Below are 22,980 nucleotides of genomic sequence, written 5' to 3'. Positions count from 1 at the left end.
CTCATATATATGGATACTGAGCGCCAATCCCTCGAACGGCCACCCGAACGGCCACCCGAACGGCTGCGGACCGGTGAGTGAGACGGAGACGCTGCCGAACGTGATGTGCGGCACGCTCTGGGTGATCGTCCGGCGGGAGGGTCGGCGGATCGTCCCTGCGCAGCGCTTGATCACTGATCAAAAGGTGTGAAATCCCTGGCCACAGTGCATTCCGCTCATTTGACAGTGCGCTGAGCGCACAGATAGGAAGCAGCGTCGAGAGGTCGAGAGGGGCACCGTGTACGAGCCGAACGTGGTCGGGGACTGGCAGGAGTACGACGAGCACGCCGGCCTGCGGGTCCGCGTCCACCGTCTTGAGCAGGCCGAGCCGCCCCGTGGACGGGACGACGCCGCCGAGGGGCTGACGTACTTCTGTGTCCGGGTGACCGTCGAGAACCGGGGCGGCCGGCAGCTCGGCATCCACCTGGAGGACGGCCAGGTCGACGTGCGGATCGGCCCCGACGGGGAGAGCGCCTTCCTCGACTGGCGCAACTCCCAGTTCGTCGAGGGCTTCGACGTCTACCCGCTGCGCCGGGTCACCGCGGTGCTCTACGCGGCGGGCCCGGAGGCGAGCCTCGGCCAGGTGGACGTCCAGGTTCAGTTGCGGGTGGACGATGAATGGGCCGGCCGCCGGCTGTGGACCGGCGGCCTCGGGCTGTCCGACGGGGCCACCGGGCCCCTTTCCGCCGCGCGGGAGGACGGCCTGGTGCACCAGGTGAGCACCTTTCTGCGGGGCCAGGCGGACGAGGGTTCCGGCTGACTTCCGTCCGGTGGCGTCTCAGTGCGCGATGCCGTCGATGATCTCGCGGGCCCCCTGACGCAGCAGCGCCACGGCGACCGAGGTGCCCAGGGTCGCCGGGTCGAGCCGGCCCGCCCACTCGTGTGCGTTCAGCCGCGTCTTGCCGTCCGATGTGAAGACACAGGCCCGCAGGGAGAGTTCCCCGCTCCGGTCCACGCGGGCGTAGCCGGCGATCGGGCTGTTGCAGTGCCCTTGCAGCACGTGCAGGAACATCCGCTCCGCCGTCGCCTCCTGATGCGTCCGCGGATGACCGAGACCGGACACCGCGTCGATGAGCGCGGTGTCGTCCTTGCGGCACTGCAGGGCGAGGATGCCCGCGCCGATCGGCGGCATCATCGTCTCGGGGGAGAGGACCTCGCTGATCACGTCGGGGCGGCCGATGCGCTCCAGGCCGGAGACGGCGAGGAGCAGGGCGTCCGCCTCGCCGGCGGCCAGTTTCGCCAGCCGTCGGTTGGCGTTGCCGCGGAACGGCACGCACCTCAGGTGCGGGTGGGTGGCGGCGAGCTGGGCGACGCGGCGAACCGAGGAGGTGCCGACGCGGGTCCCGGCGGGCAGCCCGTCCAGGGTGAGCCCGTCAGGGTGGACGAGGGCGTCGCGGACGTCGTCCCGTTCCAGGAACGCGGCGAACACCGTGCCCGCCGGCAGCGGCCGGTCGGCGGGCACGTCCTTGACGCAGTGCACCGCGAGATCGGCCTCGCCCGACAGCAGCGCGGCGTCGACCTCCTTGGTGAACGCGCCCTTGCCCTCCACCTGGGACAGGTCGCCGAGCCACTTGTCGCCGGTGGTTTTCACCGGCACGACCTCGGTGCGCGCGCCGGGGTGGAGGGCGGCCAACTCGGCCCGGACGCGCTCGACCTGCGCGAGGGCCATGGGGGAGTCGCGGGAGACGATGCGGATCAGTTCGGGGGCGGACATGCGGACACGATAGTGCTCCCGGAAGCGCCCGGGTCTCGCGCTTCGCTCGACCGGCCCACCGGATCATGACGGCCCCCGGTGCCTCGGGTGTCCGGGCCGAAGCGGGCGCCGGGTGGGCTGCGCGGCCGTCACCGGTAGGCTTCGCGGCAGTCAGGGGCGGGGCGTCCCGGTGGCGAGGGGCGTTCGCTCGCGTGATTTCCCGTCGCCCCGTCACACCGTGTCGTCCGGGATGTCGGCGGCCGAATCCTCGGGCGCGAGGTCCGGGCGCAGTCTGAGCCAGGACGGCTGGCGCAGCATGCCCTCCCGGGTGCGGGTGCTGTAGCGGACCTCGCCGACCAGCCGGGGGACGACCCAGCGCGCTCCCGGCACCGGCGGTACGGGGTCGAAGGGGCACACGTCGCTCGCGGCGGCCCCCAGCAGCGCCGCCAGCTCGGTGCGCTCGGCCGCGCTCCAGCCGGTGCCGACCCCGCCGACGTAGCGCAGTCGGCCCGCGGCGCGCTGGCCGACCAGGAGGGCGCCGGGCAGACCCGTGAGCCGCCCCTTGCCTGGCAGCCAGCCACCGACCACGACGTCCTCGCTGCGCATGTTGCGGATCTTGATCCAGGCCCGCGAGCGAACCCCCGGTTCGTACGCCGAGTCCAGTCGCTTGCACACCAGGCCTTCCAGGCCGTGCTCGCGCGTGGCCCGCAGGGCCTGCTCGCCGTGGCCGACCAGCGCGGCCGGAGTCGACCAGGACGGCCCGCCGAGGCCCAGGTCGGTCAGCTGTTCGCGGCGGCGGGTGTAGGGGTAACCGAGGAGGGACTCGCCCGCCAGATGCAGGGCGTCGAAGAGCGCCAGATGGACGGGGACCCGAACCGCCCGGTGCGCCGCCCGGCCCGGGGCGTGTGCCAGACCCATCCGGGACTGCAGCAACTGGAAGTCGGCGCGGCCCTGTTCGTCCAGGGCCAGCACCTCCCCGTCCAGCACGGCGGGGGTGGAGCCGAGCGCGGTGCCGAGCGGTGCCAGTTCGGGGTAGGCGGCCGTGATGTCCTGGCCGGAGCGGGCGCGCAGCAGCGCACTGCCGTCGCCGGGCAGGTAGACCACCACGCGCTGGCCGTCCTGCTTGGTCTCGTAGGCCCAGCGTGTGTCCTGCGCGGCGGACGGCAGGGTGCCGGGGGTGGCGAGCATGGGTGGGATCAGCGGCAGCTCCACGGGTCAGTTCTCGACGTGCCCGTGCGTTGTCACGCGCGTCGTCCGCCGGGTTCGCCTGAACGGCGCCGGTCCCGGAGCGGGACCGGCGCCGTCGTCGTCAGCGGACGGAGGCGGTCTTCACCCCGGCTCCGGAGTCAGGTGCGGGGTGCGCCGGCCCTGCCGCGGGGCGGTGCCGCGGGATGAAGGAGGCGATCAGGCAGGCGAGCAGGGCGGCACCGGCGCCGATGGCCATGACCACCTTGAACGCGTTCTCGGACGGCAGGGCGAAGCCGCCGAAGTCGGTGGTCATCTGGGCCAGGACCACTCCGGCGATGGCACTGGCGACCGACGTGCCGATGGACCGCATGAGGGTGTTCAGGCTGTTCGCGGCGGCCGTCTCGCTCGCCGGCACCGCGCCCATGATCAGGGCGGGCATGGCGCCGTAGGCGAAGCCGATGCCGCCGCTGATGACGCAGGAGACCAGCACCAGGTGCCAGACCTCGGACATCAGCACGATGTTCAGCCCGTAGCCGGCCGCGACGATCAGGGCGCCGATCATCAGCGTCACCTTCGGTCCCCTGGACTTGGAGATCTTCGCGGAGACCGGGGCGAACGCCATCATCACCAGACCGGCCGGCGCCATCACCAGGCCCGTGGTCAGCAGGGAGCGGCCGAGACCGTAACCGGTAGCCTCGGGCAACTGGAGGAGCTGCGGAAGCACGAGGGACATCGCGAACATCGAGAAACCGATGGCCACGGACGCCAGGTTGGTGAACAGCACCTGACGGCGGGCGGTGGTGCGCAGGTCCACCAGCGGCTGCGGGGTGCGCAGCTCCCACCAGCCCCACACCAGAAGGACCACCACGCCCACCGCGAACAGGCCGAGGGTGGTGCCGCCGGTCCAGCCCCAGTCGCCGCCCTTGGAGATGGCGAGCAGCAGGGACACCAGGCCGGCCGCGATGCCGAGGCCGCCGAGCAGGTCGAAACGGCCGCCGGTGCGCACCGAGGACTCGGGAACGAGCGCCAGGATCAGCACCAGGGCGACGGTGCCGAGCGCGCCGGAGAGCCAGAACAGCATGTGCCAGTCGAGGTTGTCCGCGATCAGCGCGGCGGCGGGCAGGCCGAGCGCGCCGCCGACCCCGAGTGAGGCGCTCATCATGGCGGTGGCGCCGGCCAGCCGTTCGGCGGGCAGCTCGTCGCGCATGATGCTGATGCCGAGCGGGATCACGGCGGCGGACAGGCCCTGCATGGCGCGGCCGACGACCATCGGGACGAGGGTGTCGCTCAGTGCGCAGACCGCCGAGCCGGCGATCAGCAGTACCAGACTGAGCAGCAGCATCCGCCGCTTGCCGAACATGTCGCCGAGCCGGCCGACGACCGGAGTGGCCACCGCGGCCGCCAGCAGGGTGGCGGTCACCGCCCAGGCGGCGTCCGAGGCCGACGCGTCCAGGAGCTCGGGCAGTTCCGGGACGATCGGGATGACCAGGGTCTGCATCAGAGAGACGACGATCCCGGCCAGGGCCAGTACCGCCACCACGGCGTTCGGCCGCGGAGCGGCGGCCGTCCCGGCGCCGGAGGATCTGGCGGGAGAAACGGACATGAAGGTGCCTTTCGAGTCACGAGCGTGGAACCGATACGGGGAACCGATGTGCGCGATCCAAATTAAATCAGTCGCTTGACGTACTCTACGGGATGGAAGACGGCGCCCGCGCATCCCGGCCGCACACGGTCGGGGACGCGACGTTGCGTAGGCTTCCGTGGAACGCGCCGCCCGGCGGCGGACCTGCGGCGACTCGAGGGACTGGCCGGTGCGGGAGGCAAGGAAAGTCCCGGTACGGCGGTGGTCATGGCGGGCAGGGCGGTACGGGCGGAACAGGTCAGCACGACCCGGCAGCTGATCCTGACCACGGCCGAGCGGCTGTACGCCGAGCACGGGGTGTACGCGGTCTCCAACCGCCAGGTCAGCGAGGCCGCCGGACAGGGCAACAACGCGGCGGTCGGCTACCACTTCGGAACGAGGGCCGACCTGGTGCGCGCCATCGCCCAGCGGCACTACGAGCGAGTCGAGGAGCTGCGCGCCCGGCAACTGGACACCGTGGGCGGCTCGGCGAACCTGCGCGACTGGGTGGACTGCCTGGTGCGGCCGCAGTTCGACCATCTGGCGGCGCTGGGCAGCCCCACCTGGTACGCGCGGTTCTGCGCCCAGGTCATGACCGATCCGGCGCTGCGGCAGATCATGGTCGAGGAGTCCCGCGCCTCCGCCTCGCTGCGCGAGATCATCGTGGGGCGGAACCGGTGCATGCCCGCGCTGCCGGACGAGGTCCGGGCCGAGCGGGGCGACATGGCCCGTCATCTCATCGTGCACATGGCGGCCGAGCGGGAACGCGCTCTCGCCGAGGGTCGTCCCACCCCTCGCGTCAGCTGGCAGGAGGCCGCCGACGGCCTCGTCGACGCGATCGTGGGCATGTGGCTGGCGCCCGTCAAGCCCCGGGGCGGGGTGTGACGGGATTCCGTACGCACGGTTGGCTGGGTGGCTTTCCGGCTGTGCGGGCGCCGAGGGTGGCGATGGGGGCCTGCGCGAGTCCGTGGGCGGGTGCCCGGCCGTTGCCGGCCAGTGGCGGCGCGCGCAGCGGGGGACAGCGGCCCACACCCGCACCGCCGTCCCCGACCCGGCCGCCCCCGGCCCTTACCGTCGAGTAATATCGCGCGGCAGACCCCCGGAGGAGGAACCGTGTCCCGGTCCGAACGCTCACCCCTGCTGCTCGCCGGCCTGCTGGCCACCGCGGGCGTCGCCCACTTCGCCCGCCCCCGTACGTTCGACGCGATCGTGCCGCGCGGTCTGCCGGGGACGCCCCGGGTCTGGACGTACGCCAGCGGCGTCGCCGAACTGGCGCTCGCCGCGGGCATCGCGCTGCCGTGCACCCGTAGGGCCGCTGCGCTGACCGCGGCCGTCTTCTTCGTCGGGGTGTTCCCCGCCAACGTCAAGATGGCCGTGGACTGGCGGCACCGCCCCGCACCGCAGCAGACCGCCGCCTACGCCAGGCTCCCCGTGCAGGTACCGCTCGTGCTGTGGGCCCGAGGCGTCGCCAAGGGCAGCGAGAGCCGGTCGTGAGCCGCGCCCCTGCCGTGGGAGACACGGTCGAGGACTTCGCGCTGCCGGACGGGACCGGCACCCCGCGCCGCCTGTCCGAGCTGCTCGCCGACGGCCCGGTCGTGCTGTTCTTCTACCCGGCCGCCCTGACTCCCGGCTGCACCGCGGAGGCCTGCCACTTCCGCGACCTCGCCGCCGAGTTCGCCGCGGCCGGCGCCCACCCCGTCGGCGTCAGCGGCGACCCCGTCGAACGGCAGCAGGAGTTCGCCGGGCGCCACACCCTCAACATGCCGCTGCTCTCCGACACCGACGGTGTGGTCCGCGAGCTGTTCGGAGTGAAGCGGGGATTCAGCCTGGCTCCCACCAAGCGGGTCACGTTCGTCATCGGGCAGGACCGCACCCTGATCGAGGTCGTCCGCAGTGAGCTCAGGATGAACGCGCACGCCGACCGCGCCCTCGCCGCGCTGCGCGCTCACCGAGGGTAGGGACGCACCCGCCCGGCCCCGCCGCGGTTGAAAGCGGGCCGCAAAGGGTCAATCCTGGACGCTATGGAGCATGCCTCCGCTGTGGTGATCCTTGACGCCCGGGGCACGGTGACGAGCTGGAGCGAGGGCGCCCGGCGACTGACCGGCTATCCGGCCGAGGAGGTCGTCGGCCGGGACGCACGGGATCTGCTCGCCGAGAGCGTGCCACCCGGAGCCCTGTGCGAGCCGGCGGGCAGGGCCGTGCTCCGCCACCGCGACGGCTCCACCGTGGCGGTGTCCCTGCGTGGCTCCCCGCTGGTGGGGGCGGCGGGCACACCGGACGGGTTCGTGGTGACCGCCGAGTCGTTCGAGGAGCGGATGGTCCACCTGGCGGGAAGGGCCTTCCAGCAGGCGTCCCTGGCGCTGTCCGTCCACGACCCCCGGCAGCGATACCTCCAGGGCAACGACACGGCGCGCCGAATGCTCGGACTGTCCGAGCGGGACCTGGTCGGACGGCGGCTGCCGGAGGTCATGGAGGACGCCGGTGTCACCGCGTCGGGCTTTCTGCGGCAGCTGCGGGAGGTCGTGGAATCCGGTCGGCCCGTGCACTACGAGACGCTCACTCCCGCCTCCTCGTGGCTGGGCGAGCGTGCCTGGACCGTCGAGATGTGGCCGGTCCGCGACGCGCTGGACGAGGTGTCCGCCGTGGCCGTGGCGGGCTTCGAGACCACCGAGCAGCACCGGGCGCGGCAGCGGCTGGCTCTGCTGAACGAGGCCGCGACCGGCATCGGCACCACGCTGGACGTCGTACGCACCGCCGAGGAACTGCTCGAGTTCCTCGTGCCGCGTCTCGCCGACTTCGCCAGCGTCGACCTGCTCGACTGGGTCCTGGGCGCGGAGGAACCGCTCGCGCTGCCGGCCGAGGCCGTCGCCCTGCGGCGCGTCGCGCACAGCGCCGCCGTCGAGGACTTCCCCAGGGCGTCCGTGCACCTGGGCGAGACGGACGCCTACCCGTCGTACTCGGCGCCCGCGCGGGCGCTGAGAGAGGGCAGGGCGGTACTCACCGGCCCGGGCGACCCGGACTTCGACCGGTGGATGCGGGTTCGCGACGAGCAGGTCCCCTACAACCGCGCCTACCGGGAGCGCGTCCGCTCGACCCTGGCGGTGCCGCTGATGGCCCGGGGCACCGCCCTGGGAGTCGCGGTGGCCGTCCGCGCCGCGCCCCTGCAACCGCACGTCGACGACGACACCGTCCTCGCCGAGGAGCTCGCCAGCCGGGCCGCGGTCTGCATCGACAACGCCCGCCGCTTCGCCCGCGAGCGTTCCACCGCCCTGGCCCTCCAGCGCGGCCTGCTGCCCAAGGACCTGTCCGGGCAGGCGGCGGTCGAGGTGGCCCACCGGTATCTGCCGTCCGTGTCGGCGGCCGGCATCGGCGGCGACTGGTTCGACGTGATCCCGCTGTCGGGCAGCCGTGTCGCGCTCGTCGTCGGCGATGTCGTCGGCCACGGCATCCCGTCCACGGCGACCATGGGCCGCCTCTGTACGGCCGTCCGCACCCTCGCCGACGTCGACCTGCCCCCCGACGAACTCCTGACCCACCTCGACGACCTCGTCACCCACCTCGTGGCCGGGGACTCGAGCGACGAGGTCGCGGAACTGGGCGCCACCTGCCTCTACGCCGTCTACGACCCCGTCTCCCGTTCCCTCACCCTGGCCGCGGCGGGGCACCCGGCGCCGGCCCTCGTCCTGCCCGACGGCACCACACGGCTGATCCCCATGACCGCGGGGCCGCCGCTCGGTGTCGGCGGACTTCCGTTCGAGGCGACCGAGCTGGAACTGCCCGAGGGCTCCGTCGTGGCCCTGTACACCGACGGCCTCGTCGAGGACCGCGACCGTGACCGTGACCACGCCACCGCGGAGCTGTGCCGTGCGCTGACCGCGCCCGCCAACTCGCTCGACGACCTGTGCGACAGCGTGCTCAAGGCCGTCATGCCGGAGGAGCCCGGTGACGACGTGGCGCTGCTGCTGGCCCGCACCCGCGCACTGGGCACCGATCAGATACGTACCTGGGACGTCCACCCGGACCCCGCCCACGTGGCAGCCACACGGCGGTCCGTCAATGAGCAGATGACGGAGTGGGGACTGGACGAGGTGGCTTTCGTCACCGAACTGGTCGTCAGCGAGCTCGTCACCAACGCGATCCGGTACGGCGAGCCGCCCATCCACCTTCGCCTCATCCGCGACAGCGCCCTCATCTGCGAGGTCTCCGACGGCAGCTCCACCTCCCCGCACCTGCGCCGCGCCCACGCCTACGACGAGGGCGGCAGGGGCTTGCTGCTGGTCGCCCAGCTCACCCAGCGCTGGGGCAGCCGGCAGACGAGCACCGGCAAGACCATCTGGGCCGAACAACCCCTGCCCGGACAGCACACCCCCTAGCGGCCCTCCGCGGCGACTCGCGCGAGCGTGCGGCCACTCCGTGCGGACCGGGCACGCCGGGACCGGGTGCCCGGGTCAGAACTCCTCGTGCACCTCGGGGTCGCCGCCGAGCCGCCGGTGCGCGCGGCCCGCGACCGCGCCCGTCTGGCGGGCGTCCAGTTCGAAGCCGAAGACGTCGAGGTTCGCCCGCTGACGCCCGGGGTCGGAGGACTTCGGGATCGGCACCGCGCCGAGCTGGGTGTGCCAGCGCAGCACCGCCTGCGCGGGCGTCACGCCATGCGCTCCGGCGATCTCGGCGAGGGCGGGATCGTCCAGCAGGTCGCTGCCGCGGCCCAGCGGGCTCCAGCTCTCCGTACGGATGCCCCTGCGCTCGTGGAAGGCGCGCAGTTCGTCCTGCGGGAAGAGCGGGTGCAGTTCGATCTGGTTGACGGAGGGCAGGACGCCCGTCTCCTTCTCCAGCCGGTCGATCTGAGCGGCCGTGAAGTTGGAGACGCCCACCGAGCGTACGAGGCCGTCGTCGCGCAATTTGACCATGGCCTTCCAGGAGTCGACGTATTTGTCCACCCGGGGCAGCGGCCAGTGGATCAGGTACAGGTCGACGTACTCCAGGCCCAGCCGGGCGCGGGACTCCTCGAACGAGGAGAGCGTCTCCTCGTAGCCGTGGTGCCGGCCGGGCAGCTTGGTCGTCACCACGATCTCCTCGCGGGGGATCCCGCCGGCGGCCACGCCGCGGCCGACGCCGGTCTCGTTGCGGTAGTTCACCGCCGTGTCGATCAGGCGGTAGCCCGTTTGAAGAGCCTCGCGGACCGCCCGCTCCGCCTCGTTGTCCTCCATGGGCCAGGTACCCAGCCCCAGGGCAGGGAGCGTGGTGCCGTCGTTGAGCGTGTGCGTCGGGATGCTGATCACCGTGGGACCTTCCCTCGACTGTGCGCGGCGGTGTGCCGCACGTCCAGCGTCGCCCACGGGGTGAGTGGTGATCAACCGGACGGTGCGCCGGGTGTTCTGCCACGATCTCTGCTCAAGCCGAAGCGACCGACCGACCGAACGGAGCGCGCATGACGACGGACAGGGCAACGGGGGAACACACGGCGACGGAGGCCGCGCAGCTCGATGCCGCACAGACCGAGGCGGCGCGGACCGAGGCGGCGCGGATGGGGGCAGTGGGGATCGAGGTGAGACCCGCCGCCGGGCACATCGGCGCCGAGATCCACGGCGTCGACCTGGCGACCGGCCTCGGCGCGGCGCAGGTCGCGGCGGTCCGGGCCGCGCTGCTGCGCTGGAAGGTGGTCTTCTTCCGCGACCAGCGACTCGACCACGCCGGGCACGTCGCGTTCGCGCGCCTCTTCGGCGAACCGGTCGTCCCACCCCGGCGCGGCAAGGCGTCACCGGCGGACTTCCCCGAGGTCGAGACGACCGCCGACCGGCTGGAACTGGGCGGCCGGTTCGGAATGGAGCACGACGAGTGGCTGCGGCGCCGGCGCCACACGCTGCTGCGCGGCTGGCACTGCGACCACGGCGCCCGCGTCGACCCGCCGGCCGCCACGATCCTGCGCGCCGGGTCGGTCCCGCCGTACGGGGGCGACACCACCTGGTCGAACCTGGCCGCCGCCTACGCCGGACTCTCCGCCCCGATACGCGCGTTCGTCGACACGCTGCGCGCCGAACACCGCCTCGGCGTCGGCTACCAGCCCCGCCCGGGCGACGACGCCTACGTCCGCCACCTGCTGGACCACCAGACCGCGACCGTGCACCCGCTGGTCCGCGTCCACCCGGAGACGGGCGAGCGGGTGCTGTTCGTCAACGGCTACTACGTCGAGCAGATCACCGGCCTCTCCCGCCCGGAGAGCGCGGCGGTCCTGGAGCTGCTGCTGGAGCAGGCGACCCGGCCCGAGTACACCGTCCGCTTCCGCTGGGAGCCCGGCAGCGTCGCCTTCTGGGACAACCGGGCCACCATCCACCTCGCCCCGAGCGACAACGCCCACCTCGGCCACCCCCGGACCATGCACCGCGTGATGCTGACCGGCGACGTGCCGGCCGGGGTGGACGGCACTCCCTCGGAGGTGATCGTCGGCAGCGGACCGGGACACTGGTGAGCCGTCGGACGAGCGGGATCGTCACCTCGTCCGCGCTGCCACGTTCCCCGTTCGGCGGAAGGGGCATACGACGCCGCCGAGGTGCCCGTTCTCGAGCCCTCCCGGTCAGAACGTCCGCTTCAGGAGGTCGAGCAGCGCTTCCCAGTGCCGCTCGGCCGCCTCCGGGTCGTACGCCGCGGTGTCTTCCTGCGTGTAGCCGTGGGGGGCGCCGTCGTACACCTCGCAGCGGTGCCGGACGCCGGCCGCGGTCAGGGCCGCCGTCAGACGCTCCTGCTGCTGGGGCGTCATGGAACCGTCGTGGTCCGCGTGACCGAAGTACAGCTCGGCGGTGATCCGCCCGGCCACCAGGTGCGGGCTCCGCGGTCCCTCGGTCGCCAGGTTCCCGCCGTGGAAGCCGGCCGCCGCGGCGACCCGGTCCGGATACGTGCCGGCCGTGCGCAGGGCGAGCCCGGCGCCCATGCAGTAGCCGGTCAGCGCGACCGGGCCGTCGGCCGCAGCCGGGGCGTCCGCCAACCACCGCAGCCAGGCCCCGGCGTCCCGCATCGCACGCTCGGGCGTCAGCGACCGCATGATCGGACCGAGGCGCTGGAAGATGTCCGGCCGTGCCCCCGGGTCGATGAAGTCGGGCAGTTCCACCACCGGCGCCCGCCCGTGCCGGTGGAAGACGTTCGGGACGAGCACGGTGTACCCGGCGCCGGCCAGCCGGTCCGCCATGTTCCTCAGTTGCGGGCGCAGCCCGAAGGCGTCCATGTAGAGCAGGACCGCGGGACGCGGGCTCTCGTCGGCGGGGTGCGCCAGGTAGGCGTCGGAGGTGCCGTCGTCGGTGGGGATCTCGACAGCGGTTCCCTGTACGGCGGTCATGGCGGGGCTGCCTCTCTGCGGTACGGCGGTGGACGACCCGCCGGCGGCACCGACTGATCATGATGATCGTGGCACGCCGGGGGCCGGGGAGTCCCTGGTACCCGCCGCGGACGGTCCGCCACTCGTCCGCCGCGGGCGGCCCGCTACTCGAACCGGGTCGTGTCGCCCGCGCCCCGCCGCACGATCTCCGCCTCGCCACCGGAGAAGTCGACGACCGTGGTCGGCTCGGTGCCGCAGTCACCGGAGTCGATCACCGCGTCCACCACGTGGTCGAGCCGGTCCTTGATCTCCCAGCCCTGGGTCATCGGCTCCTCCTCGCCGGGCAGCAGCAGGGTGCTGGACAACAGCGGTTCACCGAGCTCGGTGAGCAGGGCCTGGGTGACGACATGGTCGGGGATGCGCACGCCCACGGTCTTCTTCTTGGGATGCTGGAGCATGCGCGGCACCTCCCTGGTCGCCGGCAGGATGAAGGTGTAGCTGCCGGGGGTCGACGCCTTGATCGCCCGGAACACGTCGTTGTCGATCTGTACGAACTGACCGAGCTGCGCGAAGTCCTGGCACACCAGGGTGAAGTGGTGCCGGTTGTCCAGTTGCCGGATCGACCGGATGCGGTCGATGCCGTCGCGGCTGCCCAGCCGGCAGCCCAGCGCGTAGCAGGAGTCCGTCGGATACGCGATCAGCGCCCCCGAGCGGACGCTGTCGGCGACCTGGGAGATGCTGCGCGGCTGGGGGTTGTCGGGGTGCACGTCGAAGTACTTCGCCATTCACCGAGCTTATGCCCGCTCGCCGGTGCGGACCGACAGGCCCGGTCGGAGACTCGAACAAGGTCCCCGCCCCGCCACGGGTGCCGTGCGCGCCCGGCCATGCGGTAACGTCCCCGACCTGGGCCGGGGGCGAGGCGAGGACGAGGAGAGAAGGCCGACGTGGCGGGCCGTCAGGACGGGACACGGCAGTGGGCGACCGGGGCCGGTGAGCAGGTGGACTGGGCGGAGGAACTCCTCGACCACCTGCGGCCGGCCGGACGCGACGTGCGCAGGGTCGTCACCTGGCTCGCCTCGGCCACGCACGCGGCCGTGTCGCTGCAGGACGGCACCGGCCGCCTGCTGGCAGGCACCCGCACACAGCTGGACGAGGACCTGGTCGCCGACATCACTTCAGGCCGGCTCGCCTCCGCCGCCCTGGAGGACAGGGGCCGCCATCTGCGGATCGTCCGCGTGGAACGGGTCCACCCGGCGCCGGCCGCCGTCCTCGCTGTGGCGCGCGAGACCCCCTTCGACCGGCGGGCCTTCGACATCGTCACACACACCGCCCAGGTGGTGGAGCTGCTGCTGGCCGGTCACGAGTCGACCGCGGCCGGACACCGGCTGCGGCGGGCGGCCTCCGACCTGCGCCTGGCCATCCTGCAACTGCTGATGGTGGAGGACACGGTCTCCGCCCGCCGCGTGGCCGCCGGTCTGTGGCCGGGCCTCCTCGACACCGAGGCGGCGTGCGTCTACGTCGTCGAGAGCAGCCCCGAGGAGCGGGACCGCCTCGCCGAGGAGTGCCTGGCGGTGACCGGAGAGCGGGCGCTCGTCGTGCGGTGCCCGGCCATGGACGGACACGTGATCGTCCTCACGCCCGGCGAAAGGGCCGGTCAGGAGCTGCGCTCGCTCGTCGGCCGCCTCCCCGGCGTCTTCCTCGGCGGCAGCGCCCGGCAGAGCCTCGCCCGCACCGCCACCGCGTACGGCCAGGCCGTGAGCGCCCTGGCCGTCGCCAGGTTCCGTCCGGACAAGGCCGCCGTGTACGCGGAGCGGACCCACCCCGAGCGCCTGATGGACCCGGCGGCGCTGCACGGCTGGACGGCCCACCTGCTGCGCCCGCTCGACACCCTGCCGCACCACACCCGCGCCGAACTGCTCGCCACCACCCGGCTCGGCCTGGAATTCACCGCCGTCAACACGGCGAAGGTCCTCGGCGTCAGCCGCAACACGGTCCGCGCCCGCATGGACCGGGTCGAGTCACTGCTGCGCACCGACTTCACGGACCTGACCGTACGCGCCACCGTCCACCTCGCCCTGAACGCCCAGGCCGCCCTCGCCCAGTACCCCGCCGACGACGGCACCGCACGGCCCGGTCCCGCCTGTCTCACCGACCTGCTGACCGGGTCCGCGCTGCGCGCCTGGGCCGGCGACCTGCTCGGCCGGCTGGAGCCGGACGCCCGGAATTTGCGGCGGACGCTGCGCACCTGGATCGCCGTCGGCGGCAACGCCGAGCGGGCCGCGCAGACGCTCGGCGTGCACGCCCAGACGGTGCGGGAGCACGTCCGCAGCGCCGAACCGGTCCTCGAACGCCAGCTGCTGGCCGCCGGCAGTGATCTGTACGAAGTGGTGCTCGCCCATCTGGCGGCGGGCGACCTCGGCCAGCCGCCTCTGCACGGGACGAAACCGGGCCATCCGGACTCACCTGTGCACGGGTGAGTCCTTCCGGCCCGCCATCGGGCATCGACACGATTCACAACGGCCGAGCCGTCCACGTAGGTTCAACGGGCCGCGGGGGTACGACCGGAACGGGGGACCGGTCGCGCCCCCGCCGCCATGGCCACCACCCGGGCGTGCGGCCGGCTCGGCCGCCAGCGGTACCGGGATCTCCCGCCGGCCGGAGACGATGCGCGAGGGCACCTGCCGCAGCTCTTCCGAATCCACGGCCGACGCGGCTAAGGGAACCTCCGGCCTCCTCCGGACGGCGGATCGCTCCGGTCGCCCAGCGGGCTGTACTCGTCTTTGACGGCTGGACTCGTCGCGACCACGAAGAGCGGGCGGGGAGGACGATTTGGCGCATTCGTCGTCCCCGCCCGCCGAAAAGGGGTGGTCGGTCAGCCGTGGGGCAGGATCACCGCACGGCCGTTGACCTTCCCCTCGTGCAGCCGCTCGTACGCGAGCGGGGCGTCGTCCAGGGAGTACGTCTCGGTGTGCACCGACACGGCACCCGCGCGGGCCAGGTCCAGCACCTCGATGAGCTCGCTGCGGCTGCCCCAGTAGGGCGCGTTGACCGACACCTCGAAGGGCAGCATGCCGAAACCGACGGGGAGCGACCCGCCGCCGATGCCGACCAGTGTGACGTCGGCCTCGACGGCCGCGACGGCGCCCGCGGTCCGCACGGTCGGTGCCACTCCGACGAAGTCGAACACGGCCTCGGCGCCGAGACCGCCGGTGAGCTCTCGCACCGCGTCCGCCGCCTTGGCGTCCGACAGGACGGCCTCGTGCGCGCCCACCTCGCGGGCCAGGCGCAGCTTGTCCTCGCTGACGTCCAGGGCGACGACCCGGGCGGGCGTCAGGGCACGCAACAGCTGGATGGCGACGTGGCCGAGACCGCCCGTGCCGATGACCACCGCGGTCGACCCGGGGACCAGCTTGGGCAGCGACCGCTTGATGGCGTGGTACGGCGTCAGCCCGGCGTCCGTCAGCGGTACGGCCGCGACGGGGTCGAGCCCGTTCAGCGGGACGAGGTGCCGGGGGTCGTCGACGAGCAGGTACTCGGCCATCGTGCCCGGACGCCCGAGCCCCGGCGGACGGATGCCCAGCTCCTCGGCGCGCAGGCAGTAGTTCTCCTTGCCCTGGGCGCACTTGGCGCAGGTGCCGCAGCCCCATGGCCCGTACACGGCGACCGCGTCGCCCTCGTCCAGCCCGGTCACACCGGCGCCCAGCGCCGCCACCGTGCCGACGCCCTCGTGACCGAGGGTGAGCGGCAGCCCGTACGGGAAGCCTTCGGCGGGCCAGCCCATCACCGCGATGTCGGAGTGGCAGACGCCGGCGGCGGTGACCTTCAACAGCACCTGACCGGGGCCGGGCTCCGGGTCGGGGACCGTGACCACCTCGGGCGGGGCCCCGATGGTGCGGTACTGCAGTGCCTTCATGGTCGAACTCCTTCGTTCTCCCCCGGTTCGTTTCCCCCTGATGTGCGATCGGCCTCAGACGGCGGTGTAGGCGCCGTCGACCAGGTGGTAGCTGCCGGCGACGAAGGACGCCCGCTCCGACAGCAGGAAGGCGATCAGCTCGGCGACCTCCTCGGAGCGCCCGAGGCGGCCGGCCGGGTGCAGGGCGACCAGGCCGTTGTAGGCGGCCTCGTCCATGGTCTTCAGCAGCGGGGTGTCGATGAAACCCGGGCCTACCGCGTTGACCCGGATGCCCTTGGCCGCGTACTCGGCGGCGGCCGCCTTGGTCAGCCCGACCACGCCGTGCTTGGCGGCGACGTAGGCGGGGGAGCCGGCGAAGCCGACCGAGCCGAGGATGGAGGCGACGTTGACGATGGCGCCGCCCTTGCCCGCCGCCTCGATGGCGGGCAGTTCGTAGCGCATCGAGTAGAAGACGCCGTCGAGGTTGGTGCGTACGACGCGATCGTAGGCCGCGATGTCGTACTCGCCGGTCGGGGCGCTCGGGCCGCCGATGCCGGCGTTGTTCACGGCGAGGTCCAGGCCGCCGAAGGTGTCGACGGCGAACCGTACGGCGGCCTCGACCGACTCCGGACGGGTCACGTCCAGCTCGACGGCGGCGGCCTCGACGCCCTCCGCCCTCAGCTCGGAGACGGCCTGCTCGGCGCCCTCGGCGTTGTAGTCGGCGACGACGACGCGGGCGCCGCCGGCGCCGAGACGGCGGGCGGTGGCCAGGCCGATGCCGGAGGCGGCACCGGTGACGAGGACGGTGCGGCCGGAGAACTCGGCGGCGTAGTCGGTGAGGGAGGTGGCGGCGGGGGTGGTGCCAGTGGTGCCAGTAGTGCCAATGGTGCTCATGGTGCGGTTCTCATTCTTCGGTGGTGCTGTCGGGGGTCGCGGTCGCGGCCTCCGAGGTCAGGGCGTCGTAGGCCCGCTCCACGAGGGCGGCGAGGTCTGCGGCTCCCGAGTCCCGGTCACCGCCGCGCGCCCACAGGCGCAGGGCGGCGATCAGGACTCCGGCGGCGGCGTCGACGAGCGCGGCGGGGCGTACGTCCCGGGCGTCGTCGGTGCCCAGCCGGTCGGCGACGATGCGGATCGACTCCTCCTGGGCGTCGACCCGGATGCGCTGATAGGCGGCGAACAGGTCGGGCTCAGTGTCGGCCAGGGCCAGCAGCCGGCGCATCCGGGGACGCACGTGCCAGGCCGGGTCGTCCCGGTCGGCCAGCCAGTCGCGTACGGCCCCGCGATAGGCCAGCAGGGGCGGCTCGTGGGCGGGGCGGGACCGCAGCAGTGCGTTGATGCGGTCGCCGTCCCGGCGGACGAAGTCGAGGGCGGCGTCCTCCTTGCCGGCGAAGTGCCGGCTGAACGTGCGGCGTGTGACGTCCGCGCGCTCCGCGATGGCCTCCACCGTGGTCGCCGCCGGCCCGCGCTCCAGGATCAGGTCGCAGGCGGCGGTGGCCAGCGCGTCGCGGGTCTGCCGCGCCTTGCGCTGCCGCCGGTCCTCGGTGGGGGAGGGCTTCGTCGCCGTCATGTCTTCGAGGGTACACCTGAAATGTCCCAGTGGGACATCTGACCCAATGAGACATGAGACCCAGTGGGACATCGCGCCCGCCACGTCCGGCCCGTGTACGCCGATGCCGTGTGCACTTGGGTGCGCCGGGTACCCGGTCCGCGCTACGGACCGACGACCACCTCGAGGAGGCTCGCATGGCCAGCGGCACGGAGACCGGCGGCGTGACCGGCACGCAGGACAAGGACTACAACCTGATCTGGTACGTCGAGTCGTGCCTGAACAACGCGCTGCGCCTGGAGACGTACATCCAGGACGCGGAGCGCAACAAGGACACCGAGGTGGCGGAGCTCTTCCGCAAGGCGCAGGCGGACAGCCGCAAGGGTGCGGAAATGGGCAAGGGGCTGCTGCGCGCGCGGCTGAACGGCGGCTGACACGACCCGCCCGTGAGGACCCGGAAACCCTGTGACCTGGGCGTCCGGGTCCTCGGCGCGAGACGTGCGAAACGCGGGCAAATCAGTACGTGTCGGATGTATCACTGTGGGTACCCGGGGCACCCATGTGCGCGGCCGACGGCCGCCTCGCAGCTCAGGGCCGCGTCCGAGGACGGCCACGAGTCGAAGGAGCCCACGAACATGACGGACGTATCGAGCCAGGGACCCGCCCCGGGCGACGACCGCAAGGTGCTCACCAACCGGCAGGGGCACCCCGTCTACGACAATCAGAACCAGCGCACCGTCGGCGCCCGCGGCCCCGCCACGCTGGAGAACTACCAGTTCCTGGAGAAGATCAGCCACTTCGACCGCGAGCGCATCCCCGAGCGCGTCGTGCACGCCCGCGGGGTGACCGCGTACGGCTACTTCGAGGCGTACGGCGCCTGGGGCGACGAGCCGATCGACCGCTATACCCGGGCCAAGCTGTTCCAGGAGCGGGGCAAGCGCACCGACCTGGCCGTCCGGTTCTCCACCGTCATCGGCGGACGCGACTCGGCCGAGACGGCCCGCGACCCCCGCGGCTTCGCGGTGAAGTTCTACACCGAGGACGGCAACTGGGACCTCGTCGGCAACAACCTCGCCGTCTTCTTCATCCGCGACGCGATCAAGTTCCCCGACGTCATCCACGCCCTCAAGCCGGACCCGGTGACCTTCGAGCAGCAGCCCCGGCGCATCTTCGACTTCATGTCGCAGACGCCGGAGTGCATGCACATGCTGGTCAACCTGTTCAGCCCGCGCGGCATCCCGGCGGACTACCGCCACCAGCAGGGCTTCGGAGTCAACACCTACAAGTGGGTCAACGCGGCCGGCGAGACCAAGCTCGTCAAGTTCCACTGGATGCCCAAGCAAGGCGTCCGCAGCATGACCGAGGAGGACGCCGCCAACGTCCAGGCCGAGAACCTCGGCCACGCCACCAAGGACCTCTACGACGCGGTCACGCGCGGCGAGTACCCCGAGTGGGAACTGCTCGTCCAGATGATGGACGACCACGACCACCCGGAGCTCGACTTCGACCCGCTCGACGACACCAAGACCTGGCCGGAGCAGGAGTTCCCGGCCAAGCCGGTCGGCCGCATGGTGCTCGACCGGATGCCGGAGAACTACTTCGCCGAGAACGAGCAGATCTCCTTCGGTACCGGCGTCATCGTCGACGGCCTGGACTTCTCCGACGACAAGATGCTGGTCGGCCGCACCTTCTCCTACAGCGACACCCAGCGCCACCGGGTCGGCCCGAACTACCTCCAGCTGCCCGTCAACCAGGCCAAGCACGCCGACGTGCGCACCAACCAGCGCGACGGCCAGATGGCCTACCACCAGGACAGCGGCGGCGAGAACCCGATCGTCAACTACGAGCCGTCGATCACCGGCGGCCTGCGCGAGGGCCAGTACCCCACGCACGACGAGCAGGGCCCGGAGATCCAGGGGCGGCTCACCCGCAAGCGCATCCCGCGCACCAACGACTACCTGCAGGCCGGGCAGCGCTATCTGCTGCTGGAGCAGTGGGAGCGCGACGACCTCGTGGCGAACTTCGTCAACCTGCTCTCCCAGTGCGACCGGCCGGTGCAGGAGCGCATGGTGTGGCACTTCCTGCTGGTCGAGAACGACCTCGGTCTGCGGGTCGGTGAAGGCATCGGTATCAGCCCACAGGATGTCGCTCACCTGAAGCCGCTGGCCAGTCAGGACCTCACCGACGAGGACCGCGAGCGGCTGGCCAACCTCGGCAAGAACCCGCCGCGCGACGTGGAGGGCCTGACGATGACCCACTGCGTCCCCGATGAGCGGCACGTCGTGACGCGCTGACGCTCACCCCGTGTGCCGCAGCGCCGCCCGGGCCACCGTGAGGGCCTGCTCGGCGTAGCCGCGCCCGAACAGCACGGCGTGCACCAGCAGCGGGAAGAGCTGGTGCACGCCGACGCGGCCGGCCCAGCCGTCGGCGAGAGGCGCGCGCTCGCGGTAGCCGTCCAGGACCCGGTCCAGGTGCGGGCAGCCGAAGAGACGCAGCATCGCCAGGTCGGTCTCCCGGTGCCCGCCGTGCGCGGCCGGGTCGATCAGCCGGACCTCTCCGTCGGCGCCCCACAGCACGTTGCCGTTCCACAAATCGCCGTGCAGCCGGGCGGGCGGCTCCACGGGCCCCGCCAGCTCGGGCAGCCGCTCGCAGACCCGCTCGACGTCGGCCGCCTCGGCCGCCCGGACGGTGCCGGCGTCGACCGCGCCGCGCAGATACGGCAGTACCCGGTGTTCCGCGTACCAGCGCGGCCAGTCGCTTGCGGTGACGTTGCGCATCGGGGCGAGACCGATGTACGCGTCCTCGGGGCCGCCGGGTGGCGCGGCGCCGAAGGCCGGCGCCCCGGCGGCGTGCAGCGCGGCCAGGTCCCGGCCGAACCGTACCGCCGCCCCGGCACTCGCCCGCCCCGGTGCCACGCGGTCGGTGACCAGCCAGCGCTCGTCGTCGCCGCGCACCGCAGGGGTCCGCACGGCGCCGGCGTTCGCCAGCCAGCGCAGCCCGGCGGCCTCGGCCCGGGCCGCCCCGGGGCCGTCCCCACGCTTGACCATCACCGTGTGGCCGTCGTCGAGGGTGATTTCGGTGAGCGCGCCGGACAACGGGCGCTCACCGATCACCGACCGGCCGGTGAACCGGGCCGCTGCGGCCGAGGGCGAGGTGGTGGTGGCTGACACGGTCACCAGGGTAGGACCGACTGCGGCCGACCCGGTGAAAAACGTCAGGTACGCCGATCGAACAACCCGGACGCGGGGGAGCAGTGGGACCATGACCAGTTCAGCGTTCCATCGCACGATCACCCTGCCCGCCCCCGTGTGCGAGCAGGCCGCGCACCATCTCGAGCACGCGGTCCAGAAGGCCATCGACGGTGCCGCGACTCCCTGGCGCGCGTTTCGCGGGGCCGACGGCGGCGACTTCGCGTTCTCGGTCCCGGTCGTCGAGCAGGCCGCCGGCTGCCTGCTGGTGCTCGCTGCCGAGAGCGCCCAGAGCCTGCGCCCGTCCGCCCTGCGGGCGCTGATCACCGTGGCCCTGCACCTGCGGGACGCCGCCGAGGCCGTACGCCGGCCCGCGATCCCCAGCACGGCCTGGTGAGCGCGGGGGTCGGCGCTCCGGTGACAAACCCGGTGCCCCGTCCCTGAGGGTGTGCTTGGCTCTGCGGCATGGACTTCCCTCGCTTCCTCGACTGCCTCGCGGCCGACTACAACCGGCTGCGGGCCGTCGTCGAGACCGACGCCGACGCCCCGGTCCCCACCTGCCCCGGCTGGACCGTCGCCGACCTGACCCGTCACGTCGGCGAGGTCTACCTGCACAAGACCGTCGCCATGCGTGAGGGCGTCGAGCCCGAGCCGTGGCCGCCGAAGGAGTTCGCGGAGGAGGAACCGACCGCGCTGCTCGACCGTGGGTACTCCGCGCTGCGCGCCGAGTTCGCCGGGCGCGCTCCCGAGGACCCGGCCGCCACCTGGTACGGCCCCGACCAGAGTGTCGGCTTCTGGATCCGGCGGATGGCCCAGGAGACCGTCGTCCACCGCATAGACGCCGAACTCGCCACCGGCCGGTCCGTCGCGCCCGTGCCGGCCGATCTCGCCGTGGACGGCGTCGACGAGCTGCTCAAGGTCTTCGCCGCGTACTCCGTCGCCGAGTGGGGCGACTACTTCACCGACATCCTGGCCGGCTCGCCGGGGCGTACGTTCCTGGTGCGGGCCGGTGACGCCGCGTGGCGGGTACGGACCGGACCGGGGGAGTTCACCGTGACGGACGGCGCCGGCGACGGCACCGCCGACGTGACGTTCAGTGGTACCCCGCAGGCCGTGCTGCGCAGGCTGTGGAACCGGCAGGGCACCGACGGGGACGGCGGCGGGGACGGTGGGGATGCCGGGAACGGCGGTGTGACGGTCGAGGGGGACCCGGAGGCGGCCGAGGAACTGCGGCGCTGCGTCGTCGTGGCGACCGAGTGATCGGACGCACCGCGGGGGCGGGGCAGGCCGGCCGGTGTCACGCGCCGATGAGGCGCAGCGCCCCCACAGAGCCATGGTCGAGGCGGCGACCGTGGCCGGTACGGTGAGCAGGCCCAGCCGAGTGAACCGGCCGAGGTCCGCCTCGATGCCGTGCCGGTGCAGGATCCGCCGCCAGAGCAGAGTGGCGAGCGAGCCGACGTAGGTCAGTTCGGGCCCAGGTTCACGCCGATCAGCACGGCGAGGACCTGGGCCGGGCCGGCGGGCGCGGTCAGGGGGAGCAGAGCGAGGACGGCAGGCAGGTTGTTGACGAGGTTGGCCAGCACCGCGGCGACCGCGGCCACTGCGAGCAGCGAGTCACCCCCGGCAGCAGTCGCCCCAGCGCGTCGCATCCCCGGGCAGGGACAGAGGCGTACGGCTGGGCGAGGACGGGGCGCGTGTCCGGTGTCGTCACCCGCGTCCGGATCCGTCGGCCCGGCCCGGTATGTGTCCGATGCCACGCCGTCGACGAGAGCCGGGCCATGTTCGGGGCCATGAGTCGAGGGCTACGGTTTTCGCGGACCCGGTCTCTCCTCACGGCGACCGGACTCCCTGTCCCCACGACGAGTAGTTCGGACGGCCCGGCAGTGCACGCAGATCTTTCCCCCGTCATCGCGGCGACCACCCAGTGGCTCACGTGCGCCTACCCGGCGTCCGGCGGCGCGCTGGCCCGCGCCCTGTGCGAGGCGCAGGCGCGCCAGGCCGTGACGGTCGCGGCCCGGCTGCGCTATCCGACCCCGATGGACGTCGCGCTGATGGGCGTGGCGGGTCCCGGTGGTTCTGCCCGGCTGGACTGGATCACAGGGGCGGACGGCACGGAGGCCGCGGACCCGGACAAGGACGCCTGGCGGACCTGGGTGGACGAGGTCGTGGCCAGTTGGGCGGCCTGCCTGCTGACCGACCTGGAACTCGCCAACCTGGCCGCGGCCGTGCCGGCCGAGAAGGACCCCGCGGGGCATACGTCGTCCGGTACGCCGGCCGAGTTCCGCCGCCTGCTCACGCCGGACGCACAGGACCGGCGGGCAGCGACACTGCTGCGTCATCCCGACCTCGCCGCACCCGTCGCCGAGCTGCACCACGCCCAGCTCGTCGCCCGGCTGGACCCGGGCCGGGCACTCGCCGCCTGACCCGCCGGACCGGCTCCGGTCCGCGCCACCCACCTCCGGTGGCTCCGGTCCGTGTCACTCACCTCCGGCGGGTCCCGTCCGTGT

Annotated in this window: 22 protein-coding genes and 1 pseudogene; 12 read left to right on the top strand and 11 right to left on the bottom strand. The window is 72.8% G+C overall.

The window, feature by feature from the left end:
* The first annotated feature begins 277 nt into the window (after positions 1-277).
* On the top strand, positions 278-799 hold the full coding sequence (locus ABEA26_RS07020; protein ID WP_345590207.1) for a hypothetical protein: 522 nt from the start codon (positions 278-280) through the stop codon (positions 797-799).
* A gap of 18 nt (positions 800-817) precedes the next feature.
* On the opposite strand, the gene hemC is transcribed toward ABEA26_RS07020, so the two are convergent.
* The 3 genes from hemC to ABEA26_RS07005 form a co-directional block, all read right to left on the bottom strand.
* A complete protein-coding gene (hemC, locus tag ABEA26_RS07015; protein WP_345590206.1) occupies positions 818-1,753 on the bottom strand; it encodes a hydroxymethylbilane synthase in 936 nt (311 codons plus the stop codon).
* Between the two features lie 210 nt (positions 1,754-1,963).
* Positions 1,964-2,944: an ATP-dependent DNA ligase gene (locus tag ABEA26_RS07010; RefSeq protein WP_345590205.1), complete on the bottom strand. Its 981-nt coding sequence runs from the start codon at positions 2,942-2,944 to the stop codon at positions 1,964-1,966.
* A 97-nt stretch (positions 2,945-3,041) separates the two neighbouring features.
* Positions 3,042-4,523 (bottom strand): MFS transporter, encoded by a 1,482-nt coding sequence (locus ABEA26_RS07005; protein ID WP_345590204.1) that lies wholly within the window; start codon positions 4,521-4,523, stop codon positions 3,042-3,044.
* 246 nt (positions 4,524-4,769) lie between these two features.
* Between ABEA26_RS07005 and ABEA26_RS07000 the strand changes: the two genes are divergently transcribed.
* The 4 genes from ABEA26_RS07000 to ABEA26_RS06985 all read left to right on the top strand — a co-directional run bounded on the left by ABEA26_RS07000 (position 4,770) and on the right by ABEA26_RS06985 (position 8,914).
* A complete protein-coding gene (locus ABEA26_RS07000; RefSeq protein WP_345590202.1) occupies positions 4,770-5,426 on the top strand; it encodes a TetR/AcrR family transcriptional regulator in 657 nt (218 codons plus the stop codon).
* 228 nt (positions 5,427-5,654) lie between these two features.
* Entirely contained in the window at positions 5,655-6,035 is a 381-nt protein-coding gene (locus tag ABEA26_RS06995; protein WP_345590200.1) for a DoxX family protein, read from the top strand.
* Entirely contained in the window at positions 6,032-6,499 is a 468-nt protein-coding gene (locus ABEA26_RS06990) for a peroxiredoxin (protein ID WP_345590198.1), read from the top strand. Before ABEA26_RS06995 ends, ABEA26_RS06990 begins: the two co-directional genes overlap by 4 nt.
* A gap of 63 nt (positions 6,500-6,562) precedes the next feature.
* Positions 6,563-8,914, top strand: a complete 2,352-nt coding sequence (locus ABEA26_RS06985) for a SpoIIE family protein phosphatase (protein ID WP_345590196.1) — start codon at positions 6,563-6,565, stop codon at positions 8,912-8,914.
* Positions 8,915-8,989: 75 nt separating this feature from the next.
* Here the strand turns inward: ABEA26_RS06985 and ABEA26_RS06980 are convergent, their stop codons facing one another.
* The gene (locus tag ABEA26_RS06980) at positions 8,990-9,820 is read right to left on the bottom strand and encodes an aldo/keto reductase (protein ID WP_345590194.1); all 831 of its coding nucleotides are present in this window, start codon (positions 9,818-9,820) and stop codon (positions 8,990-8,992) included.
* A 245-nt stretch (positions 9,821-10,065) separates the two neighbouring features.
* Between ABEA26_RS06980 and ABEA26_RS06975 the strand changes: the two genes are divergently transcribed.
* The gene (locus ABEA26_RS06975) at positions 10,066-11,007 is read left to right on the top strand and encodes a TauD/TfdA dioxygenase family protein (RefSeq protein WP_345590224.1); all 942 of its coding nucleotides are present in this window, start codon (positions 10,066-10,068) and stop codon (positions 11,005-11,007) included.
* 105 nt (positions 11,008-11,112) lie between these two features.
* On the opposite strand, the gene ABEA26_RS06970 is transcribed toward ABEA26_RS06975, so the two are convergent.
* Positions 11,113-11,868 (bottom strand): dienelactone hydrolase family protein, encoded by a 756-nt coding sequence (locus ABEA26_RS06970; protein ID WP_345590193.1) that lies wholly within the window; start codon positions 11,866-11,868, stop codon positions 11,113-11,115.
* A 143-nt stretch (positions 11,869-12,011) separates the two neighbouring features.
* Positions 12,012-12,632 (bottom strand): L-threonylcarbamoyladenylate synthase, encoded by a 621-nt coding sequence (locus ABEA26_RS06965; protein ID WP_345590191.1) that lies wholly within the window; start codon positions 12,630-12,632, stop codon positions 12,012-12,014.
* 159 nt (positions 12,633-12,791) lie between these two features.
* Between ABEA26_RS06965 and ABEA26_RS06960 the strand changes: the two genes are divergently transcribed.
* Complete coding sequence (locus ABEA26_RS06960; RefSeq protein ID WP_345590189.1) at positions 12,792-14,324, top strand: helix-turn-helix domain-containing protein; 1,533 nt, start codon at positions 12,792-12,794, stop codon at positions 14,322-14,324.
* Between the two features lie 395 nt (positions 14,325-14,719).
* Here ABEA26_RS06960 and ABEA26_RS06955 read toward each other — a convergent pair whose 3' ends face one another.
* From ABEA26_RS06955 to ABEA26_RS06945, 3 genes are read right to left on the bottom strand one after another with little or no spacing between them, the layout of a single operon-like run.
* Positions 14,720-15,760 carry an NAD(P)-dependent alcohol dehydrogenase gene (locus ABEA26_RS06955; RefSeq protein WP_345590187.1) on the bottom strand — a complete coding sequence of 347 codons (1,041 nt, stop codon included), beginning with the start codon at positions 15,758-15,760 and terminating at the stop codon, positions 14,720-14,722.
* Positions 15,761-15,814: 54 nt separating this feature from the next.
* Positions 15,815-16,633 carry an SDR family NAD(P)-dependent oxidoreductase gene (locus ABEA26_RS06950; RefSeq protein WP_345590186.1) on the bottom strand — a complete coding sequence of 273 codons (819 nt, stop codon included), beginning with the start codon at positions 16,631-16,633 and terminating at the stop codon, positions 15,815-15,817.
* A 10-nt stretch (positions 16,634-16,643) separates the two neighbouring features.
* Entirely contained in the window at positions 16,644-17,306 is a 663-nt protein-coding gene (locus tag ABEA26_RS06945; protein ID WP_345590185.1) for a TetR/AcrR family transcriptional regulator, read from the bottom strand.
* A 176-nt stretch (positions 17,307-17,482) separates the two neighbouring features.
* On the opposite strand from ABEA26_RS06945, the gene ABEA26_RS06940 reads away from it, so the two are divergent.
* On the top strand, positions 17,483-17,719 hold the full coding sequence (locus tag ABEA26_RS06940; RefSeq protein ID WP_345590183.1) for a hypothetical protein: 237 nt from the start codon (positions 17,483-17,485) through the stop codon (positions 17,717-17,719).
* Between the two features lie 201 nt (positions 17,720-17,920).
* Positions 17,921-19,579 carry a catalase gene (locus ABEA26_RS06935; RefSeq protein ID WP_345590182.1) on the top strand — a complete coding sequence of 553 codons (1,659 nt, stop codon included), beginning with the start codon at positions 17,921-17,923 and terminating at the stop codon, positions 19,577-19,579.
* 3 nt (positions 19,580-19,582) lie between these two features.
* Here ABEA26_RS06935 and ABEA26_RS06930 read toward each other — a convergent pair whose 3' ends face one another.
* Positions 19,583-20,503, bottom strand: coding sequence for a fructosamine kinase family protein (locus ABEA26_RS06930; RefSeq protein WP_425587794.1), 921 nt, complete (start codon positions 20,501-20,503; stop codon positions 19,583-19,585).
* A 43-nt stretch (positions 20,504-20,546) separates the two neighbouring features.
* On the opposite strand from ABEA26_RS06930, the gene ABEA26_RS06925 reads away from it, so the two are divergent.
* Together ABEA26_RS06925 and ABEA26_RS06920 are read left to right on the top strand one after the other, a co-directional pair.
* Positions 20,547-20,870: a hypothetical protein gene (locus ABEA26_RS06925; protein ID WP_345590181.1), complete on the top strand. Its 324-nt coding sequence runs from the start codon at positions 20,547-20,549 to the stop codon at positions 20,868-20,870.
* A 68-nt stretch (positions 20,871-20,938) separates the two neighbouring features.
* The gene (locus tag ABEA26_RS06920; protein ID WP_345590180.1) at positions 20,939-21,733 is read left to right on the top strand and encodes a maleylpyruvate isomerase family mycothiol-dependent enzyme; all 795 of its coding nucleotides are present in this window, start codon (positions 20,939-20,941) and stop codon (positions 21,731-21,733) included.
* A 37-nt stretch (positions 21,734-21,770) separates the two neighbouring features.
* Here ABEA26_RS06920 and ABEA26_RS06915 read toward each other — a convergent pair.
* Positions 21,771-22,086 (bottom strand): annotated as a pseudogene (locus tag ABEA26_RS06915) (ArsB/NhaD family transporter); the annotation flags it as partial.
* A gap of 270 nt (positions 22,087-22,356) precedes the next feature.
* Here ABEA26_RS06915 and ABEA26_RS06910 point away from each other — a divergent pair.
* A complete protein-coding gene (locus ABEA26_RS06910; RefSeq protein WP_345590179.1) occupies positions 22,357-22,896 on the top strand; it encodes a hypothetical protein in 540 nt (179 codons plus the stop codon).
* The last annotated feature ends 84 nt before the right edge of the window (positions 22,897-22,980 follow it).

It is taken from the genome of Streptomyces marokkonensis, from assembly GCF_039539045.1.
Taxonomy (GTDB): Bacteria; Actinomycetota; Actinomycetes; order Streptomycetales; family Streptomycetaceae; genus Streptomyces; species Streptomyces marokkonensis.
The sequence above is the reverse complement of the archived record's forward strand: the minus strand, read 5'-3'. Positions and strand labels throughout refer to the sequence as shown.